Annotated in this window: 29 protein-coding genes, 1 pseudogene and 1 riboswitch; of the genes and pseudogenes, 14 read left to right on the top strand and 16 right to left on the bottom strand. The window is 36.8% G+C overall.

Annotated elements, in window-relative coordinates; genetic code table 11:
- Nucleotides 1-70 precede the first annotated feature (70 nt).
- Nucleotides 71-994, bottom strand: coding sequence for a DMT family transporter (locus MKX57_RS22480; RefSeq protein WP_089985841.1), 924 nt, complete (start codon nt 992-994; stop codon nt 71-73).
- Between the two features lie 118 nt (nt 995-1,112).
- On the opposite strand from MKX57_RS22480, the gene MKX57_RS22485 reads away from it, so the two are divergent.
- Together MKX57_RS22485 and MKX57_RS22490 are read left to right on the top strand one after the other, a co-directional pair.
- Nucleotides 1,113-2,453 (top strand): PLP-dependent aminotransferase family protein, encoded by a 1,341-nt coding sequence (locus MKX57_RS22485; protein ID WP_008175352.1) that lies wholly within the window; start codon nt 1,113-1,115, stop codon nt 2,451-2,453.
- Between the two features lie 71 nt (nt 2,454-2,524).
- Nucleotides 2,525-2,767, top strand: coding sequence for a hypothetical protein (locus MKX57_RS22490; protein WP_008175353.1), 243 nt, complete (start codon nt 2,525-2,527; stop codon nt 2,765-2,767).
- A 50-nt stretch (nt 2,768-2,817) separates the two neighbouring features.
- Here MKX57_RS22490 and MKX57_RS22495 read toward each other — a convergent pair whose 3' ends face one another.
- The 10 genes and pseudogenes from MKX57_RS22495 to MKX57_RS22540 form a co-directional block, all read right to left on the bottom strand.
- Nucleotides 2,818-2,976: a DUF1540 domain-containing protein gene (locus MKX57_RS22495; protein ID WP_004231699.1), complete on the bottom strand. Its 159-nt coding sequence runs from the start codon at nt 2,974-2,976 to the stop codon at nt 2,818-2,820.
- A gap of 131 nt (nt 2,977-3,107) precedes the next feature.
- A complete protein-coding gene (locus tag MKX57_RS22500; protein ID WP_342550627.1) occupies nt 3,108-4,367 on the bottom strand; it encodes an erythromycin esterase family protein in 1,260 nt (419 codons plus the stop codon).
- A gap of 18 nt (nt 4,368-4,385) precedes the next feature.
- Complete coding sequence (locus tag MKX57_RS22505) at nt 4,386-5,123, bottom strand: ABC transporter permease (protein ID WP_008175366.1); 738 nt, start codon at nt 5,121-5,123, stop codon at nt 4,386-4,388.
- On the bottom strand, nt 5,124-5,834 hold the full coding sequence (locus MKX57_RS22510) for an ABC transporter permease (RefSeq protein WP_090002090.1): 711 nt from the start codon (nt 5,832-5,834) through the stop codon (nt 5,124-5,126).
- Nucleotides 5,831-6,742 carry an ABC transporter ATP-binding protein gene (locus tag MKX57_RS22515; RefSeq protein WP_008175369.1) on the bottom strand — a complete coding sequence of 304 codons (912 nt, stop codon included), beginning with the start codon at nt 6,740-6,742 and terminating at the stop codon, nt 5,831-5,833. The genes MKX57_RS22510 and MKX57_RS22515 overlap by 4 nt, the downstream gene beginning before the upstream one ends.
- Before the next feature lie 109 nt (nt 6,743-6,851).
- Entirely contained in the window at nt 6,852-8,234 is a 1,383-nt protein-coding gene (locus MKX57_RS22520; RefSeq protein WP_008175370.1) for a HAMP domain-containing sensor histidine kinase, read from the bottom strand.
- On the bottom strand, nt 8,231-8,899 hold the full coding sequence (locus MKX57_RS22525; protein WP_008175372.1) for a response regulator transcription factor: 669 nt from the start codon (nt 8,897-8,899) through the stop codon (nt 8,231-8,233). Before MKX57_RS22525 ends, MKX57_RS22520 begins: the two co-directional genes overlap by 4 nt.
- Before the next feature lie 247 nt (nt 8,900-9,146).
- Complete coding sequence (locus tag MKX57_RS22530) at nt 9,147-9,497, bottom strand: ankyrin repeat domain-containing protein (RefSeq protein ID WP_342550628.1); 351 nt, start codon at nt 9,495-9,497, stop codon at nt 9,147-9,149.
- A gap of 40 nt (nt 9,498-9,537) precedes the next feature.
- The gene (locus MKX57_RS22535) at nt 9,538-9,861 is read right to left on the bottom strand and encodes an ankyrin repeat domain-containing protein (RefSeq protein WP_220273100.1); all 324 of its coding nucleotides are present in this window, start codon (nt 9,859-9,861) and stop codon (nt 9,538-9,540) included.
- A 37-nt stretch (nt 9,862-9,898) separates the two neighbouring features.
- A pseudogene (locus tag MKX57_RS22540) lies at nt 9,899-10,273 on the bottom strand (MFS transporter); the annotation flags it as partial.
- A 156-nt stretch (nt 10,274-10,429) separates the two neighbouring features.
- On the opposite strand from MKX57_RS22540, the gene MKX57_RS22545 reads away from it, so the two are divergent.
- A complete protein-coding gene (locus MKX57_RS22545) occupies nt 10,430-11,308 on the top strand; it encodes a LysR family transcriptional regulator (protein WP_090002096.1) in 879 nt (292 codons plus the stop codon).
- Between the two features lie 209 nt (nt 11,309-11,517).
- Here the strand turns inward: MKX57_RS22545 and MKX57_RS22550 are convergent, their stop codons facing one another.
- Nucleotides 11,518-11,958 carry a VOC family protein gene (locus MKX57_RS22550; RefSeq protein ID WP_107922330.1) on the bottom strand — a complete coding sequence of 147 codons (441 nt, stop codon included), beginning with the start codon at nt 11,956-11,958 and terminating at the stop codon, nt 11,518-11,520.
- Between the two features lie 296 nt (nt 11,959-12,254).
- On the opposite strand from MKX57_RS22550, the gene MKX57_RS22555 reads away from it, so the two are divergent.
- On the top strand, nt 12,255-13,100 hold the full coding sequence (locus MKX57_RS22555; protein WP_107922331.1) for an aldo/keto reductase: 846 nt from the start codon (nt 12,255-12,257) through the stop codon (nt 13,098-13,100).
- A gap of 55 nt (nt 13,101-13,155) precedes the next feature.
- Here MKX57_RS22555 and MKX57_RS22560 read toward each other — a convergent pair whose 3' ends face one another.
- A complete protein-coding gene (locus MKX57_RS22560; protein ID WP_008175386.1) occupies nt 13,156-13,539 on the bottom strand; it encodes a helix-turn-helix domain-containing protein in 384 nt (127 codons plus the stop codon).
- 110 nt (nt 13,540-13,649) lie between these two features.
- On the opposite strand from MKX57_RS22560, the gene MKX57_RS22565 reads away from it, so the two are divergent.
- The 5 genes from MKX57_RS22565 to MKX57_RS22585 all read left to right on the top strand — a co-directional run bounded on the left by MKX57_RS22565 (nt 13,650) and on the right by MKX57_RS22585 (nt 19,176).
- Nucleotides 13,650-14,834: an MFS transporter gene (locus MKX57_RS22565; protein WP_107922332.1), complete on the top strand. Its 1,185-nt coding sequence runs from the start codon at nt 13,650-13,652 to the stop codon at nt 14,832-14,834.
- Nucleotides 14,835-14,993: 159 nt separating this feature from the next.
- Nucleotides 14,994-15,944 (top strand): ABC transporter substrate-binding protein, encoded by a 951-nt coding sequence (locus MKX57_RS22570; RefSeq protein WP_089985851.1) that lies wholly within the window; start codon nt 14,994-14,996, stop codon nt 15,942-15,944.
- A gap of 78 nt (nt 15,945-16,022) precedes the next feature.
- Complete coding sequence (locus tag MKX57_RS22575) at nt 16,023-17,594, top strand: helix-turn-helix domain-containing protein (protein ID WP_089985852.1); 1,572 nt, start codon at nt 16,023-16,025, stop codon at nt 17,592-17,594.
- Between the two features lie 149 nt (nt 17,595-17,743).
- Entirely contained in the window at nt 17,744-18,145 is a 402-nt protein-coding gene (locus MKX57_RS22580) for a hypothetical protein (RefSeq protein ID WP_089985853.1), read from the top strand.
- A gap of 98 nt (nt 18,146-18,243) precedes the next feature.
- A riboswitch (SAM riboswitch) is annotated at nt 18,244-18,350 on the top strand.
- An 88-nt stretch (nt 18,351-18,438) separates the two neighbouring features.
- Nucleotides 18,439-19,176, top strand: coding sequence for a cyclase family protein (locus MKX57_RS22585; RefSeq protein ID WP_089985854.1), 738 nt, complete (start codon nt 18,439-18,441; stop codon nt 19,174-19,176).
- Nucleotides 19,177-19,205: 29 nt separating this feature from the next.
- On the opposite strand, the gene MKX57_RS22590 is transcribed toward MKX57_RS22585, so the two are convergent.
- Together MKX57_RS22590 and MKX57_RS22595 are read right to left on the bottom strand one after the other, a co-directional pair.
- Nucleotides 19,206-19,802 (bottom strand): DedA family protein, encoded by a 597-nt coding sequence (locus MKX57_RS22590; protein WP_089985855.1) that lies wholly within the window; start codon nt 19,800-19,802, stop codon nt 19,206-19,208.
- A gap of 73 nt (nt 19,803-19,875) precedes the next feature.
- Nucleotides 19,876-20,649 carry a Cof-type HAD-IIB family hydrolase gene (locus tag MKX57_RS22595; RefSeq protein WP_089985856.1) on the bottom strand — a complete coding sequence of 258 codons (774 nt, stop codon included), beginning with the start codon at nt 20,647-20,649 and terminating at the stop codon, nt 19,876-19,878.
- Between the two features lie 325 nt (nt 20,650-20,974).
- On the opposite strand from MKX57_RS22595, the gene MKX57_RS22600 reads away from it, so the two are divergent.
- The 3 genes from MKX57_RS22600 (at nt 20,975) to MKX57_RS22610 (ending at nt 23,587) form a co-directional block, all read left to right on the top strand.
- Nucleotides 20,975-21,658, top strand: coding sequence for a DUF2225 domain-containing protein (locus MKX57_RS22600; RefSeq protein ID WP_036121430.1), 684 nt, complete (start codon nt 20,975-20,977; stop codon nt 21,656-21,658).
- Nucleotides 21,659-21,680: 22 nt separating this feature from the next.
- Nucleotides 21,681-22,034, top strand: a complete 354-nt coding sequence (locus tag MKX57_RS22605; RefSeq protein ID WP_012295965.1) for a hypothetical protein — start codon at nt 21,681-21,683, stop codon at nt 22,032-22,034.
- A gap of 143 nt (nt 22,035-22,177) precedes the next feature.
- Nucleotides 22,178-23,587, top strand: coding sequence for an erythromycin esterase family protein (locus tag MKX57_RS22610; RefSeq protein WP_342550629.1), 1,410 nt, complete (start codon nt 22,178-22,180; stop codon nt 23,585-23,587).
- 59 nt (nt 23,588-23,646) lie between these two features.
- On the opposite strand, the gene MKX57_RS22615 is transcribed toward MKX57_RS22610, so the two are convergent.
- The gene (locus MKX57_RS22615; protein WP_090002114.1) at nt 23,647-24,477 is read right to left on the bottom strand and encodes a MerR family transcriptional regulator; all 831 of its coding nucleotides are present in this window, start codon (nt 24,475-24,477) and stop codon (nt 23,647-23,649) included.
- Between the two features lie 86 nt (nt 24,478-24,563).
- Here MKX57_RS22615 and MKX57_RS22620 point away from each other — a divergent pair, with 86 nt between their 5' ends.
- Nucleotides 24,564-25,031 (top strand): GNAT family N-acetyltransferase, encoded by a 468-nt coding sequence (locus MKX57_RS22620; RefSeq protein WP_036121436.1) that lies wholly within the window; start codon nt 24,564-24,566, stop codon nt 25,029-25,031.
- Entirely contained in the window at nt 25,018-26,361 is a 1,344-nt protein-coding gene (locus MKX57_RS22625; protein ID WP_342550630.1) for an MATE family efflux transporter, read from the top strand. The genes MKX57_RS22620 and MKX57_RS22625 overlap by 14 nt, the downstream gene beginning before the upstream one ends.
- Nucleotides 26,362-26,380: the final 19 nt, after the last annotated feature.

A 26,380-nucleotide genomic window follows, 5' to 3' on the forward strand; every position in this document is an offset into this window, starting at 1 on the left:
AACAACAGCGGAAGGCTTTCTTACTGTGAATTCCATACCCGTTCTATTACAACTCATCAATAATAAAAGGCTATATTTCTTCATTTTTTTCTACCCTCTTCATGCCGAAATAATTTGTTCCTATAACACCCATAACGATCATTACTCCCCCGATTAAATGGTACGTCTGGAAGGTTTCGTGTAAAAATAAAACACCCGCAAATATAGTAATAAGCGTAGCCAAATTACTAAAAACACTCATTTTAGAGGCCTCTAATATAGATAGAGCATAATTTGATAAATAAGACGTGCCGAGCGAGGATAACAGGCCTAAATATAAAATGGCGATAATAAAATCAACATGTAGAAATGGCTGAAAAAAATCATGGATAGTGCCCTTCAACATATGATCTCCAACAGCTATCCCATTAAAAATGACAAATCCACATAATGTCATGACATATGTTAATGTCAGTAAAGAATATTGCTTTGTAAGCCTTCTTGCAAAGACGTTATAAATAGATGCCGCAATTGCTGAAAGTAAAATAAATCCACTGCCAATAACATTTCCAGAAGTTGCATTTGCCCCGTTCATCATTAGCATATACATCACACCAAGTACAGAAAAAGAAATGGCAACAAACTGTCCACGAGTTGCTTTTTCCTTTAACAATAAACCTGCTAGTGCTAATGTAAAAATAGGAATCGTTGCTTGAATAATTCCCGCCTCTGATGAGGAAATTCTAGCAAGTCCAAGCACTTGAAACGTGAAAAAAGCTATGGGATACAATATGGCTAAAGGTAAAATTTTTAATAGATCCTGTTTTTTTATTGTTAGCTTATTTTTCGTGAATACTAGTAAAATAACAATGCCGATGAAAGCAACGGTAAAACGATGAGCTAATGTATCCACAGGGCTCGCCACTGTTAATGTAACTTTCACAAATAGGAATGAAAGCCCAATGATCAATGCATACGAAATCGCTGCTATATAGGCTTTTCTTTTTTTGGACATACGATAATGCTCCTTCTCCATCAATTCCGGCCGGTATGGTTATCGTATAAAAAAGAGCACCATTTGACGATATGAAAAAAACACATCTGTACCGATACAGATGCGTTGGAGGTTATATATGCTTAAATATGAATGGATTTATTCACAGCTTATGACTCAAATACAGGCAGGCACTCTTCCATCAGGTGCAAAGCTACCTTCAATCCGCCAGTTATCACAGCAATACTCCTGCAGTAAAAGTACTATTTTAACTTCTTTAAAAAAACTTGAGGAGCAGCATCTTATCTATGCATTACCGAAAAGCGGTTACTATGTTGTTGACCATCAAGTACCCTTTCAGCCACAGGTTCAAGACCATATAGATTTCGCTACCTCCTCACCTAGCTGGCATGCTTTCCCGTACCAAGATTTTCAACATTGCATCAACAAGGCAATCGATACATACCAAGCAGACCTATTTAGATACGGGACACCGAAAGGCTTACCATCTCTCATAAAAGAAGCCAAAAAATTATTAACTAATTATCAAGTGTTCACAAAAGAGGAAAATATATTTATCACCTCTGGTGTCCAACAATCTCTGTCTTTGCTAAGTATTATGCCATTCCCAAATGGTCGCTCAACCATTTTAGTAGAGCAGCCTAGTTATCATTTGTATATGGATTATTTGAAAACCTATGGAATTCCCGCTATCGGCATTAAAAGAACAACAGATGGTATTGATCTAGATGAATTAGAGCGCATTTTTAGTCATCACGACATTAAGTTTTTTTACACGATGCCTCGCTTGCACAATCCTCTAGGGACTTCATATAGCAAGCAGGAAAAAGATAGGATCCGTAAACTTGCCTATCAATATCAAGTATACATTGTTGAAGATGATTATTTAGCGGATTTCGAGCAAAATTCGAAAATAGATCCCATTGTTACAGATGATACACAGCAGTATGTCATCTATTTAAAAAGTTTTTCTAAAATCATGTTTCCTGGTTTACGTATTGGGCTAGCCGTTTTACCAGACAACTTCATCCAGACATTTCAGCAATATAAAAATACCACTGATATTGATAGCTCGATGATTTCCCAGGCAGCTTTAGAACTATACCTAAAAAGTGGCATGTTTGAACGTTATCAAAAGAAGGTCAGCGAGTCTTATGCCATACGAGCTAACATACTTCAACAATCGGTAACAACCCATTTGGCAAAGTATAAGGCTTCTAAGGAAATCTGTATGCATAGCCACATTATTTTACCAAGACAGGTTAATACCGATAAACTGATCCAGCATTTGAAACAAAGCCATATACTTTTAGATTCGATTAACCGCAATTATTTAGAGGAATTTTATCATGAACGAATATTGAAATTAAATGTATCCAATGTGGAAGAGTCGAAAATTGATATGGGTATAAAGGAAATTTCCTTATCTCTTAACGATCCTAACAATTACTTTTATTAAAAGTCATTCATGAAACCTTCTTGTTCTTCATATATTTAGACATCATAAATTGGTTCAATAAGGAGGATTCCATGCACTCTGAGAAATTGCGACTAAGGAAAATTCAGCGTCTTGCATATGAAATTATGGATGAGATGCACAAAGAAAAAGACCGCACGGAAATGCATAAATTAATCCCGATCATTGATAACTTGTCGCGGGCAATTGGAGATTTAACAGATTCGGTGGGTAAGTACTCATTGGATTATGTAGAGGAAAAAGTAAAAACTGCACATGAACTTTTATTTAATAAAGAAAAGGTCGATGCTTATTAATAAAGACAGGGAAAAAGGGTAACCATATAAGTGGCTACCCCTTTTTTTCATTAATGCGTTTCAGGTTCGAATGTTTTACAGTCAGTTTCCTCACTGTTGGAAGCATGTTGTCCCTTCTGGCTGACAACATAAATTTTTTCTGCTGTGCATTTGTTTCCAGAATCCCAAAATGTGCAGTTATTGACTTCACATAGAATTTCTTGTGCCATCGTTTCACACCTCCTCTTTGTTAGCTTTAACAAATTAGAGGTAAACAATACGTTAGTAAGTAAAGTCAGCCCTCGGTTCACACATGAGTGCCGCGTATCCTCTATACTCCATGCCAAATTACTATATTTGACTAATCCGTTACTTTTGTTGGCGTTGCTTCCTGTACAATTATCAGACCGTCATATGCATCTGCAGGTGTCATTTTAATGGTATAAAGCATTTTTGTAAGCTTATACCAAGGACGAAAATCATCGCCTATATTGCCCATTCTTTGCTCCTTTGTAAGGATATTTGATAGCTCTTCTGATTGACTAGCATTTTCAAAATCCACATAAAAGATGTTGTCATGGATATCACTAAAAGCATCCACTAGAGCGTTATGATGTTCTATCGTATACTCCTTACGTTCACCAGACCCATTCGGTGCTTGGAATGTATTTGTCACAAAATCCGTGCCAATGGCAAAGTATTGATCTTTATAGTGCTCATTTAAATATTGTCCCATCAACTTATAACCTGCCATTGTAGCAGACGTTTTATCTATATGGCCATTATGACCAGACATCAATACTTTATCATGGCCCTTCGTCGCTTCGAGATCAACAATCCATTGTAAATTTTTAGCTAAGTATTCATCACGTAAATTCATGTAATTACCATCGTTTAAAAACAATTGCGTACGTTGCTTTAAAATTTGTGCATATTGCGCCGCAAAAGAGAAGGCATCCTTTGATGACTTTTTCTCATAGGCTTCCTTGTTTGATTGTAAATCTTTGATGATGGCATCGATTGTTTTATCAAGCTCTACTAACTGGCTATTCGATAAATCTCTCATTGTTTTGTTGGACACATGTTCTAGCTGAGCCGTATACTGCTTAGCCGTTTCTGCATCGACATCCGCATAATAATCAAGTAAGCCCTTTTTGCTATCATCATATCGTTGCATATCATTACCATAAAAATAAATTTTATCTTCCTCCTTGGCTGTTAAGTTATAGTCATGCATCCATTGGACAAAGTCCACCATTTGTTCAGTTTGATAAATGCCGTAATCCAGTGCTTTAATAGCATCTTGCGCCGTGCCAACACTATTGACAATAAATTGATTTATTTGTTGGGCTCCTCCAAAATCCCCCTCTAAAACAAAGACTCGAACATTTTCATTCTTCATCATTGCTTCAAATAGATCCTTTTTTAAGGCTTGGAATTCCACATTTCCGTGTGTTGCCTCTCCAAATCCAATAATTTTTACATCATCAGGTATAGTAATATCTTTTATTTCACTACTATATTGTGAGATATCTTTGACATCCGCCCCCTGTCCACAGCCAGCTAAAACTGCTAGTAGTATACATGTAGTTAATATTCTCAAACTTCGTTTCATTTTCATGTCAATTCTCCCTTAAGGTTAAATGGCTTTTCGTTGGAAGTAGTAATACCCACCAAGGAAAAATAGGATGAAGCCACCACCGACAACTGTTAACAATTGCTCCCATGGTACAAAAAATACATCGTCTGTGCTGCCACCAATATACATCATCGAAAAGGGCTGTGCCCAAGGATAGTAAGGTCCAATACGTTCAGAATTAATAGCAAAAATAGAGGGTAATGTAAATACCACATTGACTGCAAAAGGAGCGGCAAAACTTTTAAACATAATCGACATCCATAATTGAAGGGCTACTAAAGGCAATGTCGCTACCCATCCTCCCACAATACTTTTCCACACAATCTCCATTGGAAAAGGATCCGTATAGCCCTTGATCATCCCAACTGTAAAAACTGAACATAAATACAATATCTGCATCGCCATAACAAGCAGTACAATTAACACATATTTAGCGACAAATACTTTCCCCCTCGTTACAGGTAATGCTAATAGCTGCTTCCAGCCACCAGATTGATGTTCATACCTACAGATGAGACTAGCAAAGACCCCCGTAATAAGTGGTAAAAATAATAAAGCATATGTTAAATTCATGGAGAACAAAGCAATATACCATTCATTGATTGGTACTCCTGACATATTATCCTCTAAATTGGCTGATAATCCGATAAATAGGCCAATAATGGGTCCTGCTAAAATGATTGGTACCATCTTTGATTTACGTAACTTAAACCATTCAGCTCGCAGTATAGCCGTCATTTACTTCACGTCCCTTCTTGCAAAATCAATCATGCCAACCATATAGAGGAAAATACCTATTCCTACTCCTAACATGACATTGATGATCGGCTCATCCCATTGATTCATCAACGACGGCCATTTCCATATCATCCAATCTGGTAAAACATAGGAAGAATAGGCAAAAATCACTCCGAAAATACCTACAGTAATAGGAATCCCTTGATTACGGCAAACACTTGCAATCCACAGCTGGAGAGCTAGAATTGGCAATGCTGCTAGAGCTGGGAAGTAACTATACTTGGCGAGCTCTAAGTAAGGTATCGGTTCACCTAAGCTTAAAAATAGTCCGTAACTCAGTGTGAAAAGCATCAACAGTGTTGAAGACAAAAATAACAGAATCGCCAATACTGTAAATTTAGATAAATAGACGGATAATTTAGAAACAGGTAAGGCGATGAGCTGTTTCCACGCATTTGTCTCGTTTTCAATACTCGCCATGAATGATGTTAGGATAGCAATACCTAGTACAATGGCTAGCGGTGTAAAGGAATGAATGTTTTGTAAAAAATAACCCCAATCATCCTCGCTCTGCTGTAAAAGATAGTCTTTCCTCACACCGTAATTGACCATTTGCAGAGCAACTACACCAACGGGACCTAAAAGTGTTAAAAACCATAAACCTTTGCGTTTAATTTTTAAAAAATCAGCAGTTAATAATTTACCCATCATAGCACTAGCTCTCCCGCCGTCATTTGCAGGAAAATATCCTCCAATGAGCGTTTCTCTTCCTCTACTCGAAATACCGAAATGCCCTCCTGAACAAGTACCTGAACAATATGGGCTACTTTTTCGTCAGAGCATTCCTCTAAGAAAATGACACCATCCTGATAGTCTGCCTTAATGCCATTTGCTAAAAGAGAACGCCATCCTTTTTCGCTATTGCTAACTTTAAATATAACCTTTGGTTGTGCAAATTTACGCATTTCCTCAATGGAATCTTGAAAAATCAATGTTCCCTTAGAAACAATGCCTACCTGTGTAGCCATTTGATCGATTTCTGATAATAAATGGCTGGAAATAATAATGGTCATGCCGTATTCCTTCGGTAGTCTTTTAATTAAATTGCGAATTTCAATAATACCTGAAGGATCGAGACCATTCGTTGGCTCATCTAAAATGAGTAACTCTGGGTTGTGCAATAAAGCAGCCGCAATCCCAAGACGTTGTTTCATTCCTAGTGAAAAGCCCTTTACTTTCTTGTTAGCAACTTCCTTCAAACGGACAATTTGCAGAACTTCATCGATTCTAGTTTTTGGCACACCTAGTATTTTTCGTAGTGCCTCCAAGTTCTCATAGGCTGTCAAATGTGGATAATAAGATGGATTTTCAACTAATGAGCCTACGTTCGCTAAAATTTGAGTACGGTCCTTCGCAATGTCCTTTTGAAAAATTTTAATTGTCCCTGAGGATGGTTTCATTAGACCAAGAAGCATGCGAATCGTTGTTGTTTTCCCCGCTCCATTAGGTCCTAAAAATCCGTAAATTTCTCCTTTGCGTATTTGCAAATTTATATTTGATACAGCTTGTTCTTTTCCAAAGTATTTTGATAAATTTTGTGTTTGTACGATATATTCCAATATCCTCACCTCATTAACTATCATAAGAATGGAAGTTTAAAAACAGGTAAGGGCTAAGTTTAAATTTTGTTTAAAAATGCATTTTTTCCATAAAAAAATCTGCGAGCTTTTACTGATCAAGCTTCGCAGATGGATTTGCATGTTTTATTATAATTTTTGTACCCGATGGATCTGAACAAATATCCCACTCTAAATGCATGCCCTTTACCATAACATCTACAATGGATAGGCCAATCCCTGCACCTTTTGCATTCGATTCATTTTTCATACCATTTCCATGATCCTCAATAATAAATGCCGTATAACTCGCTGTCGACTCTGTTTTCACACCTATATATTTCCCGCTATTGGCGTGTCGCAGTACATTTTGGAAGAGATTATCTAATATACGCCCTAACCAGATGGGGTCTACACACCATTCATGATGTTCAAATGCTTGTAGCTCAATATCTATGGTAAATCCCTCACGCTCAAAAACTGGGTACCATGTCGTCAGGTGCTCTCGAACAAAACGAATAGCATTGATTTCTTTCGGTTCAAATTTATATTTACTTGCCATGAGCAATGTGTAGGACATTAGATTTTCAATTAAAGCATCAATATTCACGATAGATGTTTCCATCGCCCGTAACGCCTGCTTACCTTCCTCTGACAATGTTTCTTTGCTAATGGAGTAAGATTGAGCTCTTACCTTTGTTAAAGGTGTCCGCAAATCATGTGAAAGATTTGCAATTAGCTCTCGTCTTAGTTGCTCTTCTTTTTGCTGACGCTGTTTGCTTTCTCTCAGCTCACAAACCATTCTGTTGAAACTATGCTCCAGTTGCCCAATTTCGTCCTTTTTTTTCACATGGATTTCAATAGGTAAACCATCTACATCCCGTATTTCCATGGCATCTTGAAGATGTAAAAGTCTCTTTCGGATTCCTTTGAAAAATAACAATGATACGACAATGAAAAATAGAATAATCGCAATCACACCAAAAAATAAGAGGTTACCGTAGTTTTCATAAATATTGATAAGTGGTGGATTAAATACGTTTCTTGGAACTTCTAACACAATAAAGCCATTGGAAACATCATCACCTAAGAAAGCAATAACAGTAAATGGGTCTCCTCCATATCGCTGTTTTATAAATTTAGTAGTAAATGCAGGTGTCCACTTTGCTGGAAGCTCCTCCTGCACATTTACCGTAGTCAATAATGTCCCGTATTCACTTACCCAGAACATAGAAGCCGTGGGTAATTGCTCTTGCCACTTTTGAAAAAGTTGGGTAATGGCATCATTTGATACATTGTTTATATTTTTAGACTGAGCGTGCCATTGCTCCTCAATTTCACTTTCCAAAAGGACCTTACTAGAAAACTCGCCTACCCCTGTCTTCGTAATTCCTAATACAAACATAGCTGTCCCCATATAAGAAATTTGAACAATCGATAAGGCTAATATAATGATCAACATATATTTAGCTAGTAGCGATCGGAAGAATTTCATAGTTTCACCCTATACCCAATCCCTCGAATCGTTTCGATAATCATTGGCTTTGCGGGATTTATTTCTATCTTTTCTCTTAAATATCGAATATGTACCATCAATGTTTTATCACCTTCGATATAGCTTTCACCCCAAACGCCCTCATAGAGTTGCTCTTTCGTTAAAATTTGATTGAGGTGGCGAATAAAATACTGTAAAAGATAAAACTGTTTACCCGTCAAGAGAATTTCTTCTTCAGTCAATGTATTAATAATTCTCATATCTTTTGTATACATTTTAAGATGCTGTAGTTCTAGCACATCATCATTTTTTTGGTATCTTCTCAGTAATACTTCAAGCCTTGCTCCTAATTCATCTGGATGGAAAGGCTTTGTTAAATAATCATCTGCGAAATTCAAGCCTTCTATTTTATCTTCGACTGCCGTTCTCGCCGATAGCATTAAAATCGGCAGTTCTTTATTTTCCCGTTTAATTCTTTTACCGATGGAAAATCCGTCTAACCCAGGTAACATCACATCCAGTATGGCAATATCATTTAAGGCAATATGTTGCTCAATACCATCTCCAGACTCTAGCCATGTTACTTCATAGCCCCTTTCAGTTAACTCTTTACTAACCCAATGTCCTATTTCCTTTTCATCCTCTATGTATAATATACGAATCAATGTTTCACCCTCCTTTGTCTATTTGAAAGATATACTAAAATACCATATTTTGCATTATACATTTATCTTAAAATGAAGTACAAGATAAATTCCATACATGGTCATTATATGGTAATCTTCTACTTATTTTCTTCTTATTTTTTTATGAGGGCGTGAAAAAACACAACTTTTTATTGCTTGAAAAAGTTGCGTTTTCTGTTTACAGAATGTTGTAGCTCGAATCGAACATTCCACTCCGTAAACCTATTTATAGTTTTGCCCCTGCTTGAATAAGAAGGTTGCTAATTTCCTGAAATCCTAGAGATTGTGCATGCTGAAGGGGAGAGATTCCCTTTGCATCTGCCAAATGAACATCCACTCCATGTTCAATCAATACATGAATAGTTTCCTGATATTTTGGGCCACCATCCCTATAGACGATTGCTTCTAACAATGCCGTCCAGCCTAGTTTATTCATATGGTTTACATCGACATTTGTTTGCTCAAGAATTTCTTGAACATTCTCTACATAACCATGCTCTGCTGCTGGAATTAATGCAATCCCTCCAAATCTATTGAAGATGGTAGAGTCTGCTCCTGCCTCAATCGTTAGCCTCAAAATTTTTAAGTAACCTTCGGCGCCTGCATAAAGGAAAGGGTTATTTTATGTGATCTCTTCTATTAATGTCAGCACCATGCTCAATCAAAACTTTTACAACATCGGGGAAATTTCCATAGGTTGCAATCATAGCAGCCGTTCTTCCCTGCTCATCAGCAACATTACTATCGATTCCTTTATTTAAAATGTCCGTAACTTGTGTAGCTTCCCCCTGAGTTGCAGCTTGAAAGAAATCCTTTTTTAGTTGGGTTTTATCCGACTCAGTTAATTTATTAAAGCTTTCATAAGCAAGGATATTGGCGATTTCTTTAAATCCCTTTTCCTGGGCATGCTGCAATGGCGTCACACCATCTAAATCAGCCATACTCATATCCGCACCATGAGCTAGTAAAATCTTCACCGTTTTCGGTGGTAATATCTACGATGTAAGCCATTATAGAAGGAGCCAATGCTGCTGATCCAATCCCCCCAATAAAACGTGAAATAAGAAAAACGGTGAAATTACTTGCTAAAGCTCCAACTAAATTGGATAACGCAAACAAAATTAGACCACCAATGATCATTGGCTTTCGGCCATACTTATCAGAAAACCTCCCAGCTATAGGTGAAAATAAAAATTGTGTTAATCCGAAAGCAGATACTAAATATCCTGCTGCTTTACCACTTGCACCGAACTCAATCAGCAGCTGTGGGAGAATCGGTATGACAAGACCTGCACCAAGCATAGCGAGAAACATATAAACTAATAGAAGTGGAAATACGGTTTTAGTTGGCATAGTAGTTGTCCCTTTCACACATATGTGCGAGAAAATGGAGACATATCTCCTTTTTTCTTTTATACAAATATGCTAACATGGCACTAACTATATGAAAAATATTAAAAAAAAATGTTTCACTTAGGTTTTCCGAATAATAAGGAGGTGTACTTTTAATTGGATATTCGACAACTACGATATTTCATTGCGATTGTAGAGGAAAAAAAGATTTCTGCTGCGGCCGCAAGGCTACATATTTCTCAGCCTCCATTAAGCCAGCATTTAAAAGCGATGGAGGAAGAACTAGGCTCAAAACTAGTGGAGAGAAGTGGAAAATATTTCAAAGTCACTGAGGCTGGAAAAACCTTATATAAATACGCACTACAGGTAGCTCAATTAATGGAGGAAGCTGATGCGGAAGTTAAAGATGTAGGATTGGGCATTCATGGACGATTAACATTAGGCATTAATACGTTTTCAGTAGTTGAGCTCCCTTCATTATTACATCAATTTCAACAGCACTATCCTAAGGTAACTTATAAGATCCAGCAAAATGAATCCTCTTATCTATGTAAGCTTGTTAGAGACCGTATAGTAGAATTGGCTATCATACGATTACCTTTAGAATTAGATGATTTCTCTGTTCTTCATATGTATACAGAGCCATTTTACTTTATTCAATCCGACAAAAATGATCGACTAGAACATGACGTGACACTGGCAGAAATTCAAAATTGGCCACTCCTTTTACCAAGTACTGAAGGGTTAGGCGTTCACTATTCAATATTAGAAGCCTTTTCACGCTTTCAATTACAATCCCATATCGTGGGTGAATGTTCAGATACCGCACTTTTAATGAATTTAATTGCTACGGGATTTAGCTCCTCTATCGTACCTGAAACTATTCTAAAGCAATATGGTGATTTACCACTTCATGCATACAAAATACCGTCAGAAGAATTATCCACCTCTGTAGGACTCGTATGGCTGAAAAATCATTACCTATCAAAAGCCGCGCAAAACTTTGTGGATTTAATGAGAAGAAATTACTGTTAAATATATCACTATATCGCTCAATAACAAAAAGTAGTACACTTGCTATTTTCAAGCTGTAGACAAACTCTTAAAAATATTGAGCTTGTCTACAGTCTTCTCTTTACAATGATGTATCGTAATATCGTCGCTTTTCGCGGGAGTTGTTACTCTACAGGAATCCCCCACCTATTCCAAATAGCTGCTCTTATTATGTTAGATACCTATTACTTTTATTGAATAATTAGCATATCGTTCTCATCGAACTGCCACATATCGCCGTAAGCAACTTCCCAATAGAAACCATTCGGATCTTGGAAGTAGCCACTATAACCACCCCAAAATACAGTTTCGGGATCTTTAACAATTTTTGCCCCAGCCTTTTTGACTAATGCAAAAATACTGTCCACCTCTTCTTTTGATTTACCATTATAAGCAAGAGTGATTCCACCAAAGCCATGACCAATTTCAGGTGGGTTTGCTTCATTAATATCTTTAGCCAATCTTTCAATTGGAAAAAGTGATATTTTTGTCCCTCCATTATTAAAGAACATAACATCAGGATTTGTTTCCTCTCCGTAAACTACAACCTCAAAACCTAACCCTTCTCGGTAAAAAGCGAGAGACTCTACCATATCTTTAACACCTAATGTAATTAAATTTAAACGATTCATCTGCCAAACCCCTTTTTATAGTATTACTACATATATTCTCCATCGAACAAACATTTCCTTTTATTACTGAAATACAGCCATGCATGGCAATTATCTTGGCACACCGACTAGTAGATGTGGTCAATTAAAGGGGCTTACTAATTTAATGAAAATATTTTTATCCCTCTAGCCATTGTTAGCTCACAAAAGTTACCTCTACGTTTCTATGACACAAAAAAGTGCGTACTTTTTTTGAAGGCATGTTAGCAGCATAATGAAAAAGCAATCAAGCAATCACAAAACATGGAGGACTTAAAATGATTACTCATTTACAAGATAAAATCACATTAAACAATGGGCTACAAATGCATGGAATGGGGTTAGGTGTTTTTCAAGTAGAGAATGATGCTACAGCTGAGATGGTTAAAAATGCTATAGAGGTTGGCTATCGCAGCATCGATACTGCCGCAATTTATGGCAATGAAGCTGGTGTCGGGGAAGGTATTAAACAGGCGCTAACATCAACTAACCTGCAACGTGAAGATTTATTTATAACATCAAAAGTTTGGAACGATGGATTAAGCTATGAGGAAACTGTTACTGCCTATGAGGAAAGCCTAGAAAAACTAGGGCTGGATTATTTAGATCTTTACCTGATTCATTGGCCTGGGAAAGATAAGTATGCTGAATCTTGGAAAGCGCTAGAGGACCTATATGATCAAGGTAAAATCAAAGCAATTGGTGTTTGTAACTTTACTGTTGCGCATTTGGAAAACTTACTATCATTTGCACGTGTGAAGCCGGTTGTGAATCAAGTGGAATTCCATCCACGCTTACAGCAAGCTGAGCTTCGTTCATTCTGCGACAAGCACGAAATTCAACTTGAGGCTTGGGCACCATTAATGCAAGGTGGACTTCTTGAAGATGCAACCATTTCAAAAATAGCAGAAAAATATAGTAAATCAAATACCCAAGTTATTTTACGCTGGGATGTACAAAATGGCATTATCACTATTCCTAAATCTGTACGTCGAGAACGTATGATGCAAAACGCTGATATTTTCAACTTTCAGCTAACAGATGAGGAAATGGCTATCATCAATGCGATGAATCTTGAACAACGTGTCGGACCTAATCCAAATGAATTCGACTTTGCTTTATAAGCTGTGTAAAAGGAAAGGAGACTGTCTTCAATATGACAGTCTCTTTCTCCCCTCATTACGATGTTTGCTGCATGGCGATATCTTCATCACGTTGTTTTAACAGTACATCTTCACCTTTATCCTGTAATAATTCAACATGCTTTTCGCCCCAAGTGCAAAGCATGTTCAAAATAGGTTCCATACCGTGTCCATAAGACGTTAAGGAATATTCAACTTTTGGTGGTACTTGATTGAATACTTTTCGATGGATTAATCCAGCCTGCTCCAATTCTCTCAATTGATTTGTGAGCATTTTTTGTGAAATCCCCGGAATCAATCGCCGAAATTCATTTGTACGAATTTTACCATGGTGGTTTAAATGACAAAGAATAATTGGTTTCCATTTACCACCAATAACTTCAAGTGTAGCTTCAACACCAATATTATAAACTTTTTGCATCGTAAACCCCCTGTAATATTCAAAAGTAACTAAAAGTACTCTACGTGCCTTTTTGGTATGTATGAATAGTACTACACTCGATAAAAAAAATCAAAGGAGATTGTTTTAGTATGTCACAATCAAAAAAGCCAAATGCTACATTAACTTTATTAGCACTTGCAATCAGTGCATTTGGTATAGGGTCCACTGAATTTATCAGTGTTGGGCTTCTACCATTAATTACGGATGACTTCGGTATATCTTTAAGTACAGCTGGATTAACTGTTTCTATATACGCACTGGGCGTTACTATTGGAGCTCCATTATTAACAGCCTTCACATCTCGCCTTAGTCGAAAAACTGTATTATTGCTTGTTATGACCATTTTTATAATCGGTAATTTAACTGCAGCTATCGCACCTATTTTCTCCATATTGATTATAGGTCGTATTATTTCTGCATTAGCACATGGTGTGTTTATGTCGATCGCTTCTGTTATAGCTGCTGATGTAGTTGAACCTAATAAGCGAGCAAGTGCTATTGCCTTTATGTTTACGGGATTAACATTAGCTACTGTGACAGGTGTCCCACTTGGTACATTTATTGGACAAATAACAGACTGGCGTATGTCGTTCATTTTTATTGTCATGATAGGAATTATCGGTTTAATAAGTAATGCTTTGTTAGTACCTCATCAATTATCTAAAGGTAATCCCATTTCTTTACACGATATTGGCAAAGTATTAGGCAATATCCGCATGTTATTAATACTTTTCATTACTGCAATCGGCTATGGTGGGGCTTTTGTTGTCTACACCTATGTTTCACCCATTTTAGAACAATATATGGGTTACTCGCCACATGCCGTAATCATTATTCTAGTTGTCTATGGTATTTGCGTTGCTATTGGTAATACACTAGGCGGCCATTTTGCTAACCAACATCCATTACGATCCATCTTTATTATTTTTGTGGGACTTGCCTTGGCGTTACTTGGCATTGGTTTCACTCTTGAGTCACCGATTATAGGGCTAATCATGGTACTGACAATGGGGTTATTTATGTTCATGAATGTCCCAGGATTGCAATTATATGCAGTTCTCCTGTCCGAAAAATATGTGCCATCTGCCATTTCGATGGCTTCAGCATTAAATATTTCTGCTTTTAACGTAGGCATCTTTTTAGGTTCCTATATTGGAGGCGTAATTATTCGTCATCAATCATTAGCACACACGCCTGTTTATGGATTCTTTATGGTTATGCTTGCAGCGGTCGTTACACTCTTATGGCTACTTTTTGATAAAAAGAAACAATAGTGCTCTAAACTTCATTTTGTATAAAAAAGATGTAGAAAATATGTATTGTTTGTTTTTATGTTGTATCCTATAATTTATTTGAATCAAACGAGAATGATTATCATTCTAAATTAAGATAACATTCAATCTGTTTTAGTAAATTTATAGGAGTGAATTGCCATGCGTATCAGTCGATATTTTACATTTGTACTTTTCCTTGTACTGATGTTCGTTTTAAGTGCCTGTGGTTCAAATGAAGCACAAACAAATTCCGAGAGTGAGAATCCAACAAAAGAAGATACACGAGTTGTAGAGGATGGGTTTGGTGAAGTAACAATTCCAACAAATCCACAGCGAGTAGCAGCCATCTATATGGAAGATTATTTAACTGCCTTGGATGTCAAACCCGTTGTGCAATGGTATCACCCATCCTGGGGTAAACAAGATTATTTAGGTTTAGACGTACCTGAGTTTGACGTTACAGGTAGTATGGAAACGTTACTTCAAGCTAAGCCAGATTTAATCATTGTAGATGGTGCGGCAGATAAGGCAAAGTATGAAGAATATTCTAAGATTGCGCCTACTTATCGCTTAAAAGAAGAAATACTACAAGATCCACGTGAGATTGTGAAAACGATAGCTGATGTTTTAAATATCCCTGAGAAAGCAAATGAAATCGTTGATAAATATGAGGAACGTGTTACTAATTTAAAAGCTAAGTTAGATGAATCAGTTGGTGACGAAACTGTTGCCGTTGTTCGTTTAAATGTTGCCGATAAAACATTGGCATTATTCGGAATGAAGAATCGTTACACGGGCTACATTTATACGGAAGCTGGTTTAACTCCACATCCATTAGCTCGTGATATGACAGAGTTCCAAGAGGTCTTGTCTGAAGAAGCTATTCCAGAATTAGATGCTGATCATATTATACTCTTCCCTTCAAATGGCACTTGGGAAACTGAAGAAAATCAAGAGGCGATTAAATGGTTAGATAGTACACTTTGGAAAGCAGTTCCTGCTGTAAAAAATGGACAAGTTTATATTGCCGATCGAACTTATTGGCAGTCTGGTGCCATTACTGCAAACCTACGAAAATATGATGATCTTGAGAAATGGTTCGTGAAATAATTTACAAAAGAAAGCTCTTTAGGGGGCTTTCTTTCTGTTGTTTTCCAAATTTAAACTTTACTTAGGAGTGCGTGGACAATGGGTAATTTAACACAAATCTATCATTTACAAACTATTTCATATACTATTCTGTCAGTGAATATGCAGTCATATAGCCATACATACTTTTCGCTTTTCATCCTTATTAGTGGAAACGGAACACTTAAGACAAATCATGAAACTATCCACCTTATGAAAGAAAAATGTGTGATTATTCCACCTAATAGCCATGTCGAAATTCACACTGCCGATGAGCCTCTCTGCCTGTACCAATTGACATTTAACACGATCTATCTTAGTGAATCCCATGCTCCTACTAGTCTCTTTACAAGTGTTAGAGAACTACGTCTCCTTCCTTTCTCTCAATGCAATAAACTATTAGAAGCTATTTATCGGTGTCGTCAAGCAAAGGATGAACACACTATTTTTGAGCAGCATGTTCGTTTTCAAGAATTGATGCTATTTATTTTTGAACAAAACCAACCGAAGCCTATACTACAAAATGATCGTCAATCTGTAGAGCAATCTATTCAATATTTGCACAAATACTTTGGAAGGGATTGGACTGTTGAACAGTTAGCAGAACTAGCAGAAGTTCCAAGATGGAGTTACTCTCGTATTTTTAAAGATATTACGGGGCAGATTCCTCTTCATTATTTAAATAGTATACGTATTGAAAAGGCCAAACAGTTATTAATGACAACTAATGATCGTGTCTTTGAAATTAGTCAGTCCATTGGCTTTAATAACGAATATTATTTTAATCGTCGTTTTAAAGAGCATGTAGGTATTTCCCCAGGGCAATATCGACGAAGTCAGAGCAATAATGTACGTGTATTTGCACCGTTCTTAGAGGACTTCTTTGTAGCTTTAGGGATTACACCCATTGCTCAATTCAGTCATTCCAAATGGGGAAAACAAGACTATTTAGGTTTGCAGGATGTTCCCGATATAGATGTACAGTTTGGAGAAGTGGATCGTCTCTTTCACTATAAACCAACTTTAATTATGTTAGATGCTGGTATAGAGCGTTGGGAAACTTGTCTTCATTTAAATAAGCTGGCCCCAATCTGTCACCTCAACCACCCTGGGGAGGACTGGCAATCGACTCTCTTTAAAATTGCTGATTTAACAGGGAAAACCTCTATGATGCAAGACATTATCATGGAATATGAGGATAAGGTACAGAAGGCTCGACGAATTCTCGGTAAATCCGTTTATGGGCAAAGTGTTGCATTTCTTCGCATTTCGTCCATTGGCATTACACTGTATGCTGGCCCTGAATGCGGCTATACAGGGCCAATCCTATATCGTGACTTGGGCTTAACGCCTCATCCATTAGTATGGAAAATACCGCTTAACCAGCGTAAAGCTCATCTGACATCAGATCAACTGCTACAGCTAGACGCTGATCATTTGTTTATCACCTTCGACAAGCAACACTCCATTTATGAGCATGAAGAGCGTACTATTTTAAAATCTTCTATGTGGAAAAACCTAAGAGCAGTTAAGAGCAGCTGTGTTTATGAGGTGGATTTTTTAACGTGGATGAATTATGGAATCCTATCACATAGCAAAAAAATAGATGATGTATTAAATGTTCTTGGCTAAAGAACGTAAAGGAAGCTGCCATGGCTTCCTTTTTTGTTTATGTAGCATATTATGTTTTACACTCCTGTACAGGACTATCTTTATCCAAACACCTAAAAAGATCATGATACATAAGATAAGATATCAGCTTTTGGATAGGAGGAATTGAATTGTATTATAATCCTTATCCGTATTTTGTTCACCCCTACCATTACCCAATACCATCGACAGCCCATCACCTTGCAGCTAGACCCTTTTCTCAACATTTAGCAATGCCGACCAGTAATAGTGCCTTTCCCCCTGTTGATACACAAAAATTAATATCTTCAGCTACGCGGATAAAGGCGATTATGCAGCAAGCACAATTACTTACGGATAAAATTGATAGCTCTCAACAATTTGCCCATGATTTAAAAAATGCTGCACAACTTTCAAATAAAACAGATGTCGAAAAATTGATTACATCCACAGGCATCACTACAAAATTCGAAACCAACTATACACCAGATAATTTTAGAATACAGCTTATGGATAGTGGTTGCTGTAGAGTAACGTTAATTTTGAATTGGTAAATAAAAATCTTAACCCTGTAATCCTATAAAAGTTGTAAACTATAAAAATATATGCTAAAGTATTTGTACTATTATTTCTGAAAATTCTTATATTCTATTTCTTATCAAGAGAGACGGAGGGATCGGCCCGATGAAGTCTCAGCAACCAGCTCAATCAGTATGGTGCTAATTCCTTTTGGCAAAATCTAAGCCTGAAAGATGAGAAGACGAACTACCCACGTATGATTCAGGGAGTCCTCTTCTATAGAGGACTCTTTTTTATTTACCATTACTTTTAGAAAGCAGGAAATTAAATGTCTAACGAACTTTTAGAAGCATTGCACTTACTAAAATCAAAACAATGGGTCGATTTGACACATACCTTCGGCCCACATTCACCTCATTTTTTTATGTTTGAAGATGCTAAATTTGAAACATTATTCTCGCATGATGACGGTTTTTTCGCACAGCAGTTTACTTTTCCCGGACAATATGGAACACATATTGACCCACCTATTCACTTTGTAAGAGATACTCGTTTTCTAGATGAACTAGAGCTAAAGGAGCTCGTTCTCCCGCTTATCGTTATTGATAAATCACAAGAGGCTACTAGTAATCATGACTTTACGCTCAGTGTCCAAGATATTCTAGAATTCGAGGCACAACATGGACAAATAGAAGAAGGTACTTTTGTGGCACTGCGAACAGATTGGAGTAAGCGTTGGCCCGATAAAGAAGCATTCAATAATAAAGATGTGGATGGCCATAATCATCTTCCAGGCTGGGGCTTGGAGGCATTACAATTTTTATTCAAGGAACGTAAAGTAAGTGCAATCGGTCATGAAACTTTTGATACCGATTCTGCTACTGATTTTCGTCAAAGCGGCAAATTGGATGGAGAATATTTTGTCCTTGATCAAGACACCTATCAAATTGAGCTTATGACTAATTTGGACAAGCTTCCTCCAAAAGGGGCTATTATTTTTAATATTGTACCTAAGCCTGAAAAAGCATCTGGATTCCCTGTTCGATCATTTGCCATTTTGCCATAATAAAAAGTCGGTACGAATCATACCGACTTTTACTTTTGTACGTTTCTTTTTTTCAATAAATAATAAACGATTAACATGACAAGGACAAACAGTAAGATGACATAAATACTGTAATGGGACAAATAGTAACCGACGAATCGCCACTTCTCCCCTAATACTTTTCCTAATGTTATAAATGTGAACGTCCAAATAAATGCTCCTGTATAAGCAAAGAATGCGAATTTCTTATAGGGATAATTATTAATAGCCGCAATATAAGCTGTCAGATGGCGTACACCTGGAATAAAATAGCCCACTATTAATAAAAAAGGACCTACTTTCGTAAACATTTTTTTAGTAAAATCAATTTTTTGCTCAGTTATATGAAATTTTGGCCCATATTTCTGCAAGAGCGGTAAGCCAAATCGGTGGCCGATATAGTAGCTTAAAGTAATACCTCCCATGGCGCCAATCAGGGCGCTTACTAACGCTGGGATATGTTCAAGACTTTCTCGATAAACACTATAGCCTACATAAGTTAAAAATACTTCATCAGGAAGTGGCAACCCAACAATGCCTCCAATTAGGATTACAATGATGCCAAAATACCCGTAATGTTCAATTAGAGATTGCACATGCTGCGCCATTTTCCGACCACCTAACACCTTTTCTATACAGTCATAACCGTATCCCTAAAAAATTGCTCAAGCAAATATGTCGTTAAATAATGTGAAGCTGACGTAAAGCAAAATCTATGCCACCTTCAATGGATTTCTTTGTAACAAAATCTGCAGCATTTTTTAGAGCTTGGCTCCCATTTCCCATGGCAACCCCGAGGCCAACCTGCTCTAGCATATCTATATCATTCTCTCCATCTCCAAAAGCTATTGCATCCTTAGAATTAATCTCAAAATAATCCAGTACAGCCTTCACAGCTATCGACTTGGACACATCCTGCTGTAAGACATTCACAATATAAGGATGCCATCGTTGCCGTAATATATTCGAAAATTGACAAGCTAATCTTTTTTCAGCCTGCTCATCTGCATAAAGACACATAAGAAAAACCTCTTCTTCTATAATGCTGTCATTTCTAACGGGAAAATCACGTAAAGACAATGTCTCTTGCATCGCGCTTAAGGCTAACGGATTTTGAATAGCATTCATCGTAAGTTGTTCTGTAAAAAATGTTAAGGAATGCTGTTGTTGCTGTGCAAAAGCTTGAACATTTTGAACAATGCCCTTATCAATCGGAATTTTATGTATGACAACATCCTTGTGCTTCACATATGCTCCATTTGCCGTAATAAAGGTTTCAATTCCCAAACTTTTCAGCTCTTCACACATGGACAATGGCCTTCCTGTCGCAGCCACTAGATGAATCCCTTTATCCTGTAGTAGGTGAATGGCCTGCCTTGTACTTTCTTCCACAGCGCCATCCTCATAATTGACCAGAGTACCATCCACATCAAAAAACACTATTTTAAATGTCATTTACTTCATCCTCTCGCACATAACTTTTGAACTATACAATTCAAATTGTCTATGAAATAAATTGTATATAATTCGACAAAATTCGCTCGAACTATATAACTTACTTTAAGTACACCGATAAATACTATTACAAGCTTATTTCTAATGATATTTAACTAAAAATGTAAGAATTATTTTTAATTTAATAATTCTAAAGGAGTATACCAAAGAACACAGAATTGTTAAAATGATAGATAATGAATTAAATACATTGAACGATTATCGATTGCGTTTAAATAGAACAAAAGAAATACTAATTCTAGAGCATGCAAAGGAGTTGATTCTTATGGCATTTAACATCTACTACTATGAAAGTAGCGTAGATTGTAAATTTTGCAAAAAGCATTTTACAACGTATAAAGTACGCCCAAATCGATATAAAATTATCGAGGAACAAACAGATTTCATGCCCGTCTATGATGGCCTAAACCCTTTGCTGTATGAAGTTGCTGTGTGCCCACATTGTGGCTTTGCTTTCCATAAATCCATGACGCGGACATACGGACCTTTCATGCAGCTCATAGATGAACTATACATTAAAGAGCTACAGAAACCTATGAATATCTGTCAGGAACGTACAATCGATGATGCCATTATAAGCTTTAAGCTGGCCTATCTAGTATCTCGCGCATCAATGGAAGAATCGCTTTTGATGGCAAATTTCGCATTAAAAATTGCCTGGTTATATCGTTTGAAAAACGACGAAGAATCTGAAAAACGCTACCTTTTTGCCGCTAGAGATTTTTACAGTAAATCATTTGCATCTAACCAGGAAGGTGGAGAGCGAATTCAATTTTTACATGCCGAGCTAAGCCTCCGACTTGGTGATATGACAGAAGCTAAAAAAGGATTTTCTAGATTAATTGCCGATAAGAATGTCTCGCCAAAATATCGAAAGCTAGCACGCAATCGTTGGGAAAATTATAAATATGATGAACAACCTATAACCGTTAAAGAAAGTATGAATTGATGTGACGAGGAGAGGACTAGTTATGTTGCTATTTCAAAAAAAGATAGATGTGAGAGAAGAGGATATTTTTTCAGAACTGCATCATTTTTTATTAAGAAAAAATAATCGTTATTTAACAAATGAAGAGGTTGTGACGTTGACAGGTGTCTCGTCTGAGCTGCTGTATAAATGGGTTAAAGCCGGAAAGTTAAAAAATTCGATTTTCCCAAATTTAGGCGCACCTTGTGAAAGATGTGGACAAATTACTCAAGCGAAAATTTGCGTGAGCTGCTCCTCCTCTATTATTGGTACCTTAAATCAAGAGGAAAAGGATCGGGCATGGTTTAACCAAATTCAACGAAATCACGTTAGAGCTAGTACGTATCATTATAAATAGCTATTGGCATCTCCATTTAAATGGAGATGCTTTCTTTTTTAACAATCAATTCAAATTTAAACAAAATTTAAACAAACTCCTCCTATGCTTTAAACTTTGCCCCTTATACTTAGGATCAACATAAAGAAAAGGGCTGATTTTCAATGAAACATTATAGAAAACGGAAAGCTTTATTAAGTACAGCACTGACAAGTTTAATCGTATTCAGTGGCATAACTAGTGCTTCAGCAGCTGACCCTGCGATAAAAGAGCAGGAAAAATACGGAGCGGTTCAACAGGCTAGGACTACTACTGAAACATTAGAGGATTGGAAAAAATGGGTGAATGATCATGCTTACAGCTTGACTTCCATTCAGCCGGAACCAGCTAGTTCTCAGAAAATCCCTTCTAATAAATTTGAGGACCTAGCAATGCTAAAGCCATTATTACATGATAAACGAATTGTCTTTTTAGGTGAAAGCTCTCATGGGGTCGCACAGTTTAATCTCGCTAAAACTCGTTTAATACAATTTTTACATCAAGAAATGGGTTACAATGTTTTAGCCTTCGAAAGTGGTCTGGGCGATGTCATGAATGCCCAAGGAAAAATTGATAAACAAGCTGCACTACAAACGATGAAGGATGCTATTTTTGGAGTATGGTGGACAAAAGAAACATTGCCTCTTTTTGAATACGCAAAAACAACTCAAGCTACAGAAAAACCTCTTGTTCTAGCAGGCTTTGATATTCAACAGCAAGGGGCATTTACGAATGGGAATTGGTTGCAAAATCCTCAATTGGCTCAGCAATTCAGTGACGCGGAAAAGCAACTCGCAGAATGGAGCTCTAGCAAAGATGTAAAAGGCTACCAGAAAGAAAAAACGGCTATTATTAACGTTTATAAACAAGTAAAAGCACAAGTTCAGACGAAAGAAAAGGAGCTTCAAAAAGCTTATCCGAATGAACTTCAAATAGTAAAGCTGATGGAGCGCACTTTAGCAGATCGTATCCGTTTGGCAGACGAATATGTAGAGCTAACAATTCAATCCAATATCGAGATGGAGCAAAATAAATATGAATCGTTTTTAACAACAATGGAGTGGCGTGATCAGGCGATGATGGAGAACTTACTTTGGCTAGCTGAAGAAGTTTATCCAACTGAAAAGTTTATCGTTTGGGCGCATAATGACCATATTCGTAAGGCTCAATCAGATGTAATGGGCTCCCCATATCCAGTTAAATTAATGGGTGAACGTTTACCAGACATCTACAAAAAATATAGCTATGTATTAGGTCTATATATGACTAGCGGAGTAACTGCCAATAATATGGGCAAGACGATGCCCGTTTTACCACCAATAAAAGGATCTATCGAAGATATTGTTTCCTCAGCCAACAAACCTTACACATTCATTGATTTACATAATCGTCAAAATGAACGTGGTAACTCATGGATGTTTGAACCTCGCCTATCCTATAGCTGGGGAGTAATACAAGAAAGCCTTGTTCCACGCGATCAATATGATGGTATTCTTTTAATTGATAAGGTGACTAAACCAACCTATGTAAAATAACCACTTTGTATAATAATTGCACTAAACACATGAAGAAGGTTGTTGATAAGCGAGATGCATCAACAACCTTCTTTTATTTCCACCATAATCTTTGTTACATATTCCTCTTCACGATTTTTAATAACCGCATCATAAATATATTCCTCATAAACATATTGCCCCAGCTCATAGCCTTTTTCTCTCATGACCTGAAATAATCGCTTGTAGGTCTCTCCCAGAGTTATAGACGTTCCTACATGGTATCCAACAATAAACTTTCCTTCAATTGCTTTAAAATAAGGATGACCTTCCTGCGGATGCGGCTGCTCAATATATAAGTACCTATAATTATCATAGTTACCGGCTAATACCTGCTCCCTTTTGGTAATTCCACCAATGGGATAACCTGTGTCTAAGCGAGAGCGATCCAATTCATCTATAAAATCAGAGACAGACTTAACAAATTGTTCTTCCGTTGAGTCCTCAATATTTCGACTTAAATACAAGGTTGCCTCTGGAAAATGCTCAATTGTAATGCTATCAAAATCAAGTTGTAGTGACTCCTTCGTTAAATCAATTTTGACATCAATAATGCCTTCAATCATCTCCAGTTCTCGCCGCTTTTTTGCGACAATTTCCTTTTGTAGATGCATCAATTCTAAAAAATTTTCAGGTGATTTCTCCGCCATATACTGCTGTATATCTTTCAAAGACATGCCAACAGCCTTTAATAACTCAATGACGCTAAAAAAATCATATTGAGCGAGTGAATAATATCGATACTCTTTACTATCCTTCATAACAGGAGATAGCAAGCCAATTTGATCGTAATAAATTAAAGTTTGTTTATTAACCTTACATATTTTAGCAAATTCACCAGTTGTAAAATACTTTACATTTTTATTAAGCATTTTTTGAGTATCCTCTCTTGACTATATAGTAACTATATACTTTAGATTGTACCTATTCACAATAAAAATAGAAAGGTTTTGACATTATGTTCACGGAGATTCGTGACATTACAGCTTTTAACAAACAAGAAATTTTAGCATTACGCATTGCTGACAATCAGCAAAATTTTATTGAAAGTACAGACCAATGCTTAGCAGAGGCGGAGATGGATCGGCGCTTTACACCTTTAGGCTTATATAAGGACAGCACCGTAATAGGCTTCGCTATGTATGGCGTATTTCCTCATGAGGATCATAGTCAACGAGTTTGGCTTGATCGTTATTTAATTGATGAACGCTATCAGGGACAAGGTTTAGGTAAACATTTTTTACAGCAGCTTATACATTACTTAACAGAAAAATTCAGCTGTCACAAAATATATTTAAGTGTTTATGACAATAATGCAGTAGCTATTCAGCTATATAAACAGTTTGGCTTTATGTTTAATGGTGAACTAGATGATAAAGGGGAAAAAGTAATGGTCTTGGAGGTGCATGGATATGACAACCATTAATCCAATTGAAACACGGCCGCTCAAACCATTGTTTTTATCCTATTTATTTCCATCTATGATTGGCATGCTTCTCATGTCCGTTAATATTTTAGTGGATGGCATTTTCGTTAGTCACGGCGTGGGTCCTACAGCGTTAGCAGGCGTTAATATTGCTGTTCCGATTTTCTCTATTCTGCTGTCTATTTCGCTTTGGATAGGGATGGGTGGAGCTACACTCTATTCCATTTCTCTTGGGGAAGGCAATAAGCAACGAGCCCATCAGCTCTTTACGCTGGCGTTTACTACAATGCTTGTGGTCGTGTTAACAATTATCGGGTTCCTTGCGCTTAATTTAAAAGATATTTCATATATATTCGGGGCAAGTGATGATACGTATCCATATGTGCAAGAGTATTTACACGTTATTTTGTTATTTGGAGTGTTTTATACAATTGAAAATCTTTTAAGTATTTTTATTCGCAATGATGGTAATCCAAAGCTAGCTATGCTGGGTTTAATTACAACATCTGTATTGAATATTATCTTAAATTATATTTTTATCTTCGTTCTAGATTATGGTGTAACAGGCTGTGCATTAGCAACAGCAATAGCTACTATTATAGGTACTGCTGTCCTATGTCTTCATTTTTTCCGCCCACAGTCTGAATTAAAGTTTGTCTCTTCATTCTTCAATAAGACAGATTTAAGAAAAATTTTCGCTATCGGATTACCTAGTTTTATTGTCGAGGCTTCTGTAGCGGTTATTATTATTTTATATAATGTGACCTTTTTACACTATTTAGGGGCAAACGGTGTGACCGCCTATGCAATGGTCAACTATATCCATACAGTCCTGTTAACGATTTTCTTAGGTATTGGCATGGCTCTACAGCCATTAGTTAGCTATCATCATGGGGCAAGATTACTTGAGAGGTTAACAGCATTACTTAAAATCGGATTAGCTACGGCTTTTATTTTAGGATTAACAACAGCACTTATAGCTATGCTTTTTCCTTCACAGCTTATGGCTTTATTCGGAGATAGCTCATTCGAAATTCGGCATATGGCAACTCAAGGCTTTGTTCATTTTGCTATAGGCTATGTATTTTTAGGTATCAATATGGTGCTCGCCGAATTCTTTCAATCTATCGAAAAAATTCGTATTGCCACAACTATTATGTTACTACGGAGTATTATTTTATTTATCCCAACACTTATTCTCCTGCCTAAAGTGTTTGGCTCTCAAGCAATTTGGTGGACCTTCCCAGTGGCAGAGGGTATTACAGCCTTACTTATTTACGGGTATATCAAAAAAAACCCACGAATAATTGCCTCTTCTGGCGATGCTTAAATGGAAAGGGACCTTGTAC

The organism is Lysinibacillus sp. FSL M8-0216 (assembly GCF_038595555.1).
In the GTDB taxonomy this organism is placed as follows: domain Bacteria; phylum Bacillota; class Bacilli; order Bacillales_A; family Planococcaceae; genus Lysinibacillus; species Lysinibacillus fusiformis.

What these genes read in the sequence shown, in the direction of transcription:
- MKX57_RS22480 (WP_089985841.1), bottom strand. Translation starts at nt 994, where the DNA reads ATGTCCAAAAAAAGAAAAGCCTATATAGCAGCGATTTCGTATGCATTG.
- MKX57_RS22485 (WP_008175352.1), top strand. Translation starts at nt 1,113, where the DNA reads ATGCTTAAATATGAATGGATTTATTCACAGCTTATGACTCAAATACAG.
- MKX57_RS22490 (WP_008175353.1), top strand. Translation starts at nt 2,525, where the DNA reads ATGCACTCTGAGAAATTGCGACTAAGGAAAATTCAGCGTCTTGCATAT.
- MKX57_RS22495 (WP_004231699.1), bottom strand. Translation starts at nt 2,976, where the DNA reads ATGGCACAAGAAATTCTATGTGAAGTCAATAACTGCACATTTTGGGAT.
- MKX57_RS22500 (WP_342550627.1), bottom strand. Translation starts at nt 4,367, where the DNA reads ATGAAAATGAAACGAAGTTTGAGAATATTAACTACATGTATACTACTA.
- MKX57_RS22505 (WP_008175366.1), bottom strand. Translation starts at nt 5,123, where the DNA reads ATGACGGCTATACTGCGAGCTGAATGGTTTAAGTTACGTAAATCAAAG.
- MKX57_RS22510 (WP_090002090.1), bottom strand. Translation starts at nt 5,834, where the DNA reads ATGATGGGTAAATTATTAACTGCTGATTTTTTAAAAATTAAACGCAAA.
- MKX57_RS22520 (WP_008175370.1), bottom strand. Translation starts at nt 8,234, where the DNA reads ATGAAATTCTTCCGATCGCTACTAGCTAAATATATGTTGATCATTATA.
- MKX57_RS22535 (WP_220273100.1), bottom strand. Translation starts at nt 9,861, where the DNA reads ATGGCTGATTTAGATGGTGTGACGCCATTGCAGCATGCCCAGGAAAAG.
- MKX57_RS22550 (WP_107922330.1), bottom strand. Translation starts at nt 11,958, where the DNA reads ATGAATCGTTTAAATTTAATTACATTAGGTGTTAAAGATATGGTAGAG.
- MKX57_RS22555 (WP_107922331.1), top strand. Translation starts at nt 12,255, where the DNA reads ATGATTACTCATTTACAAGATAAAATCACATTAAACAATGGGCTACAA.
- MKX57_RS22560 (WP_008175386.1), bottom strand. Translation starts at nt 13,539, where the DNA reads ATGCAAAAAGTTTATAATATTGGTGTTGAAGCTACACTTGAAGTTATT.
- MKX57_RS22565 (WP_107922332.1), top strand. Translation starts at nt 13,650, where the DNA reads ATGTCACAATCAAAAAAGCCAAATGCTACATTAACTTTATTAGCACTT.
- MKX57_RS22570 (WP_089985851.1), top strand. Translation starts at nt 14,994, where the DNA reads ATGCGTATCAGTCGATATTTTACATTTGTACTTTTCCTTGTACTGATG.
- MKX57_RS22575 (WP_089985852.1), top strand. Translation starts at nt 16,023, where the DNA reads ATGGGTAATTTAACACAAATCTATCATTTACAAACTATTTCATATACT.
- MKX57_RS22585 (WP_089985854.1), top strand. Translation starts at nt 18,439, where the DNA reads ATGTCTAACGAACTTTTAGAAGCATTGCACTTACTAAAATCAAAACAA.
- MKX57_RS22590 (WP_089985855.1), bottom strand. Translation starts at nt 19,802, where the DNA reads ATGGCGCAGCATGTGCAATCTCTAATTGAACATTACGGGTATTTTGGC.
- MKX57_RS22595 (WP_089985856.1), bottom strand. Translation starts at nt 20,649, where the DNA reads ATGACATTTAAAATAGTGTTTTTTGATGTGGATGGTACTCTGGTCAAT.
- MKX57_RS22600 (WP_036121430.1), top strand. Translation starts at nt 20,975, where the DNA reads ATGGCATTTAACATCTACTACTATGAAAGTAGCGTAGATTGTAAATTT.
- MKX57_RS22605 (WP_012295965.1), top strand. Translation starts at nt 21,681, where the DNA reads ATGTTGCTATTTCAAAAAAAGATAGATGTGAGAGAAGAGGATATTTTT.
- MKX57_RS22610 (WP_342550629.1), top strand. Translation starts at nt 22,178, where the DNA reads ATGAAACATTATAGAAAACGGAAAGCTTTATTAAGTACAGCACTGACA.
- MKX57_RS22615 (WP_090002114.1), bottom strand. Translation starts at nt 24,477, where the DNA reads ATGCTTAATAAAAATGTAAAGTATTTTACAACTGGTGAATTTGCTAAA.
- MKX57_RS22620 (WP_036121436.1), top strand. Translation starts at nt 24,564, where the DNA reads ATGTTCACGGAGATTCGTGACATTACAGCTTTTAACAAACAAGAAATT.
- MKX57_RS22625 (WP_342550630.1), top strand. Translation starts at nt 25,018, where the DNA reads ATGACAACCATTAATCCAATTGAAACACGGCCGCTCAAACCATTGTTT.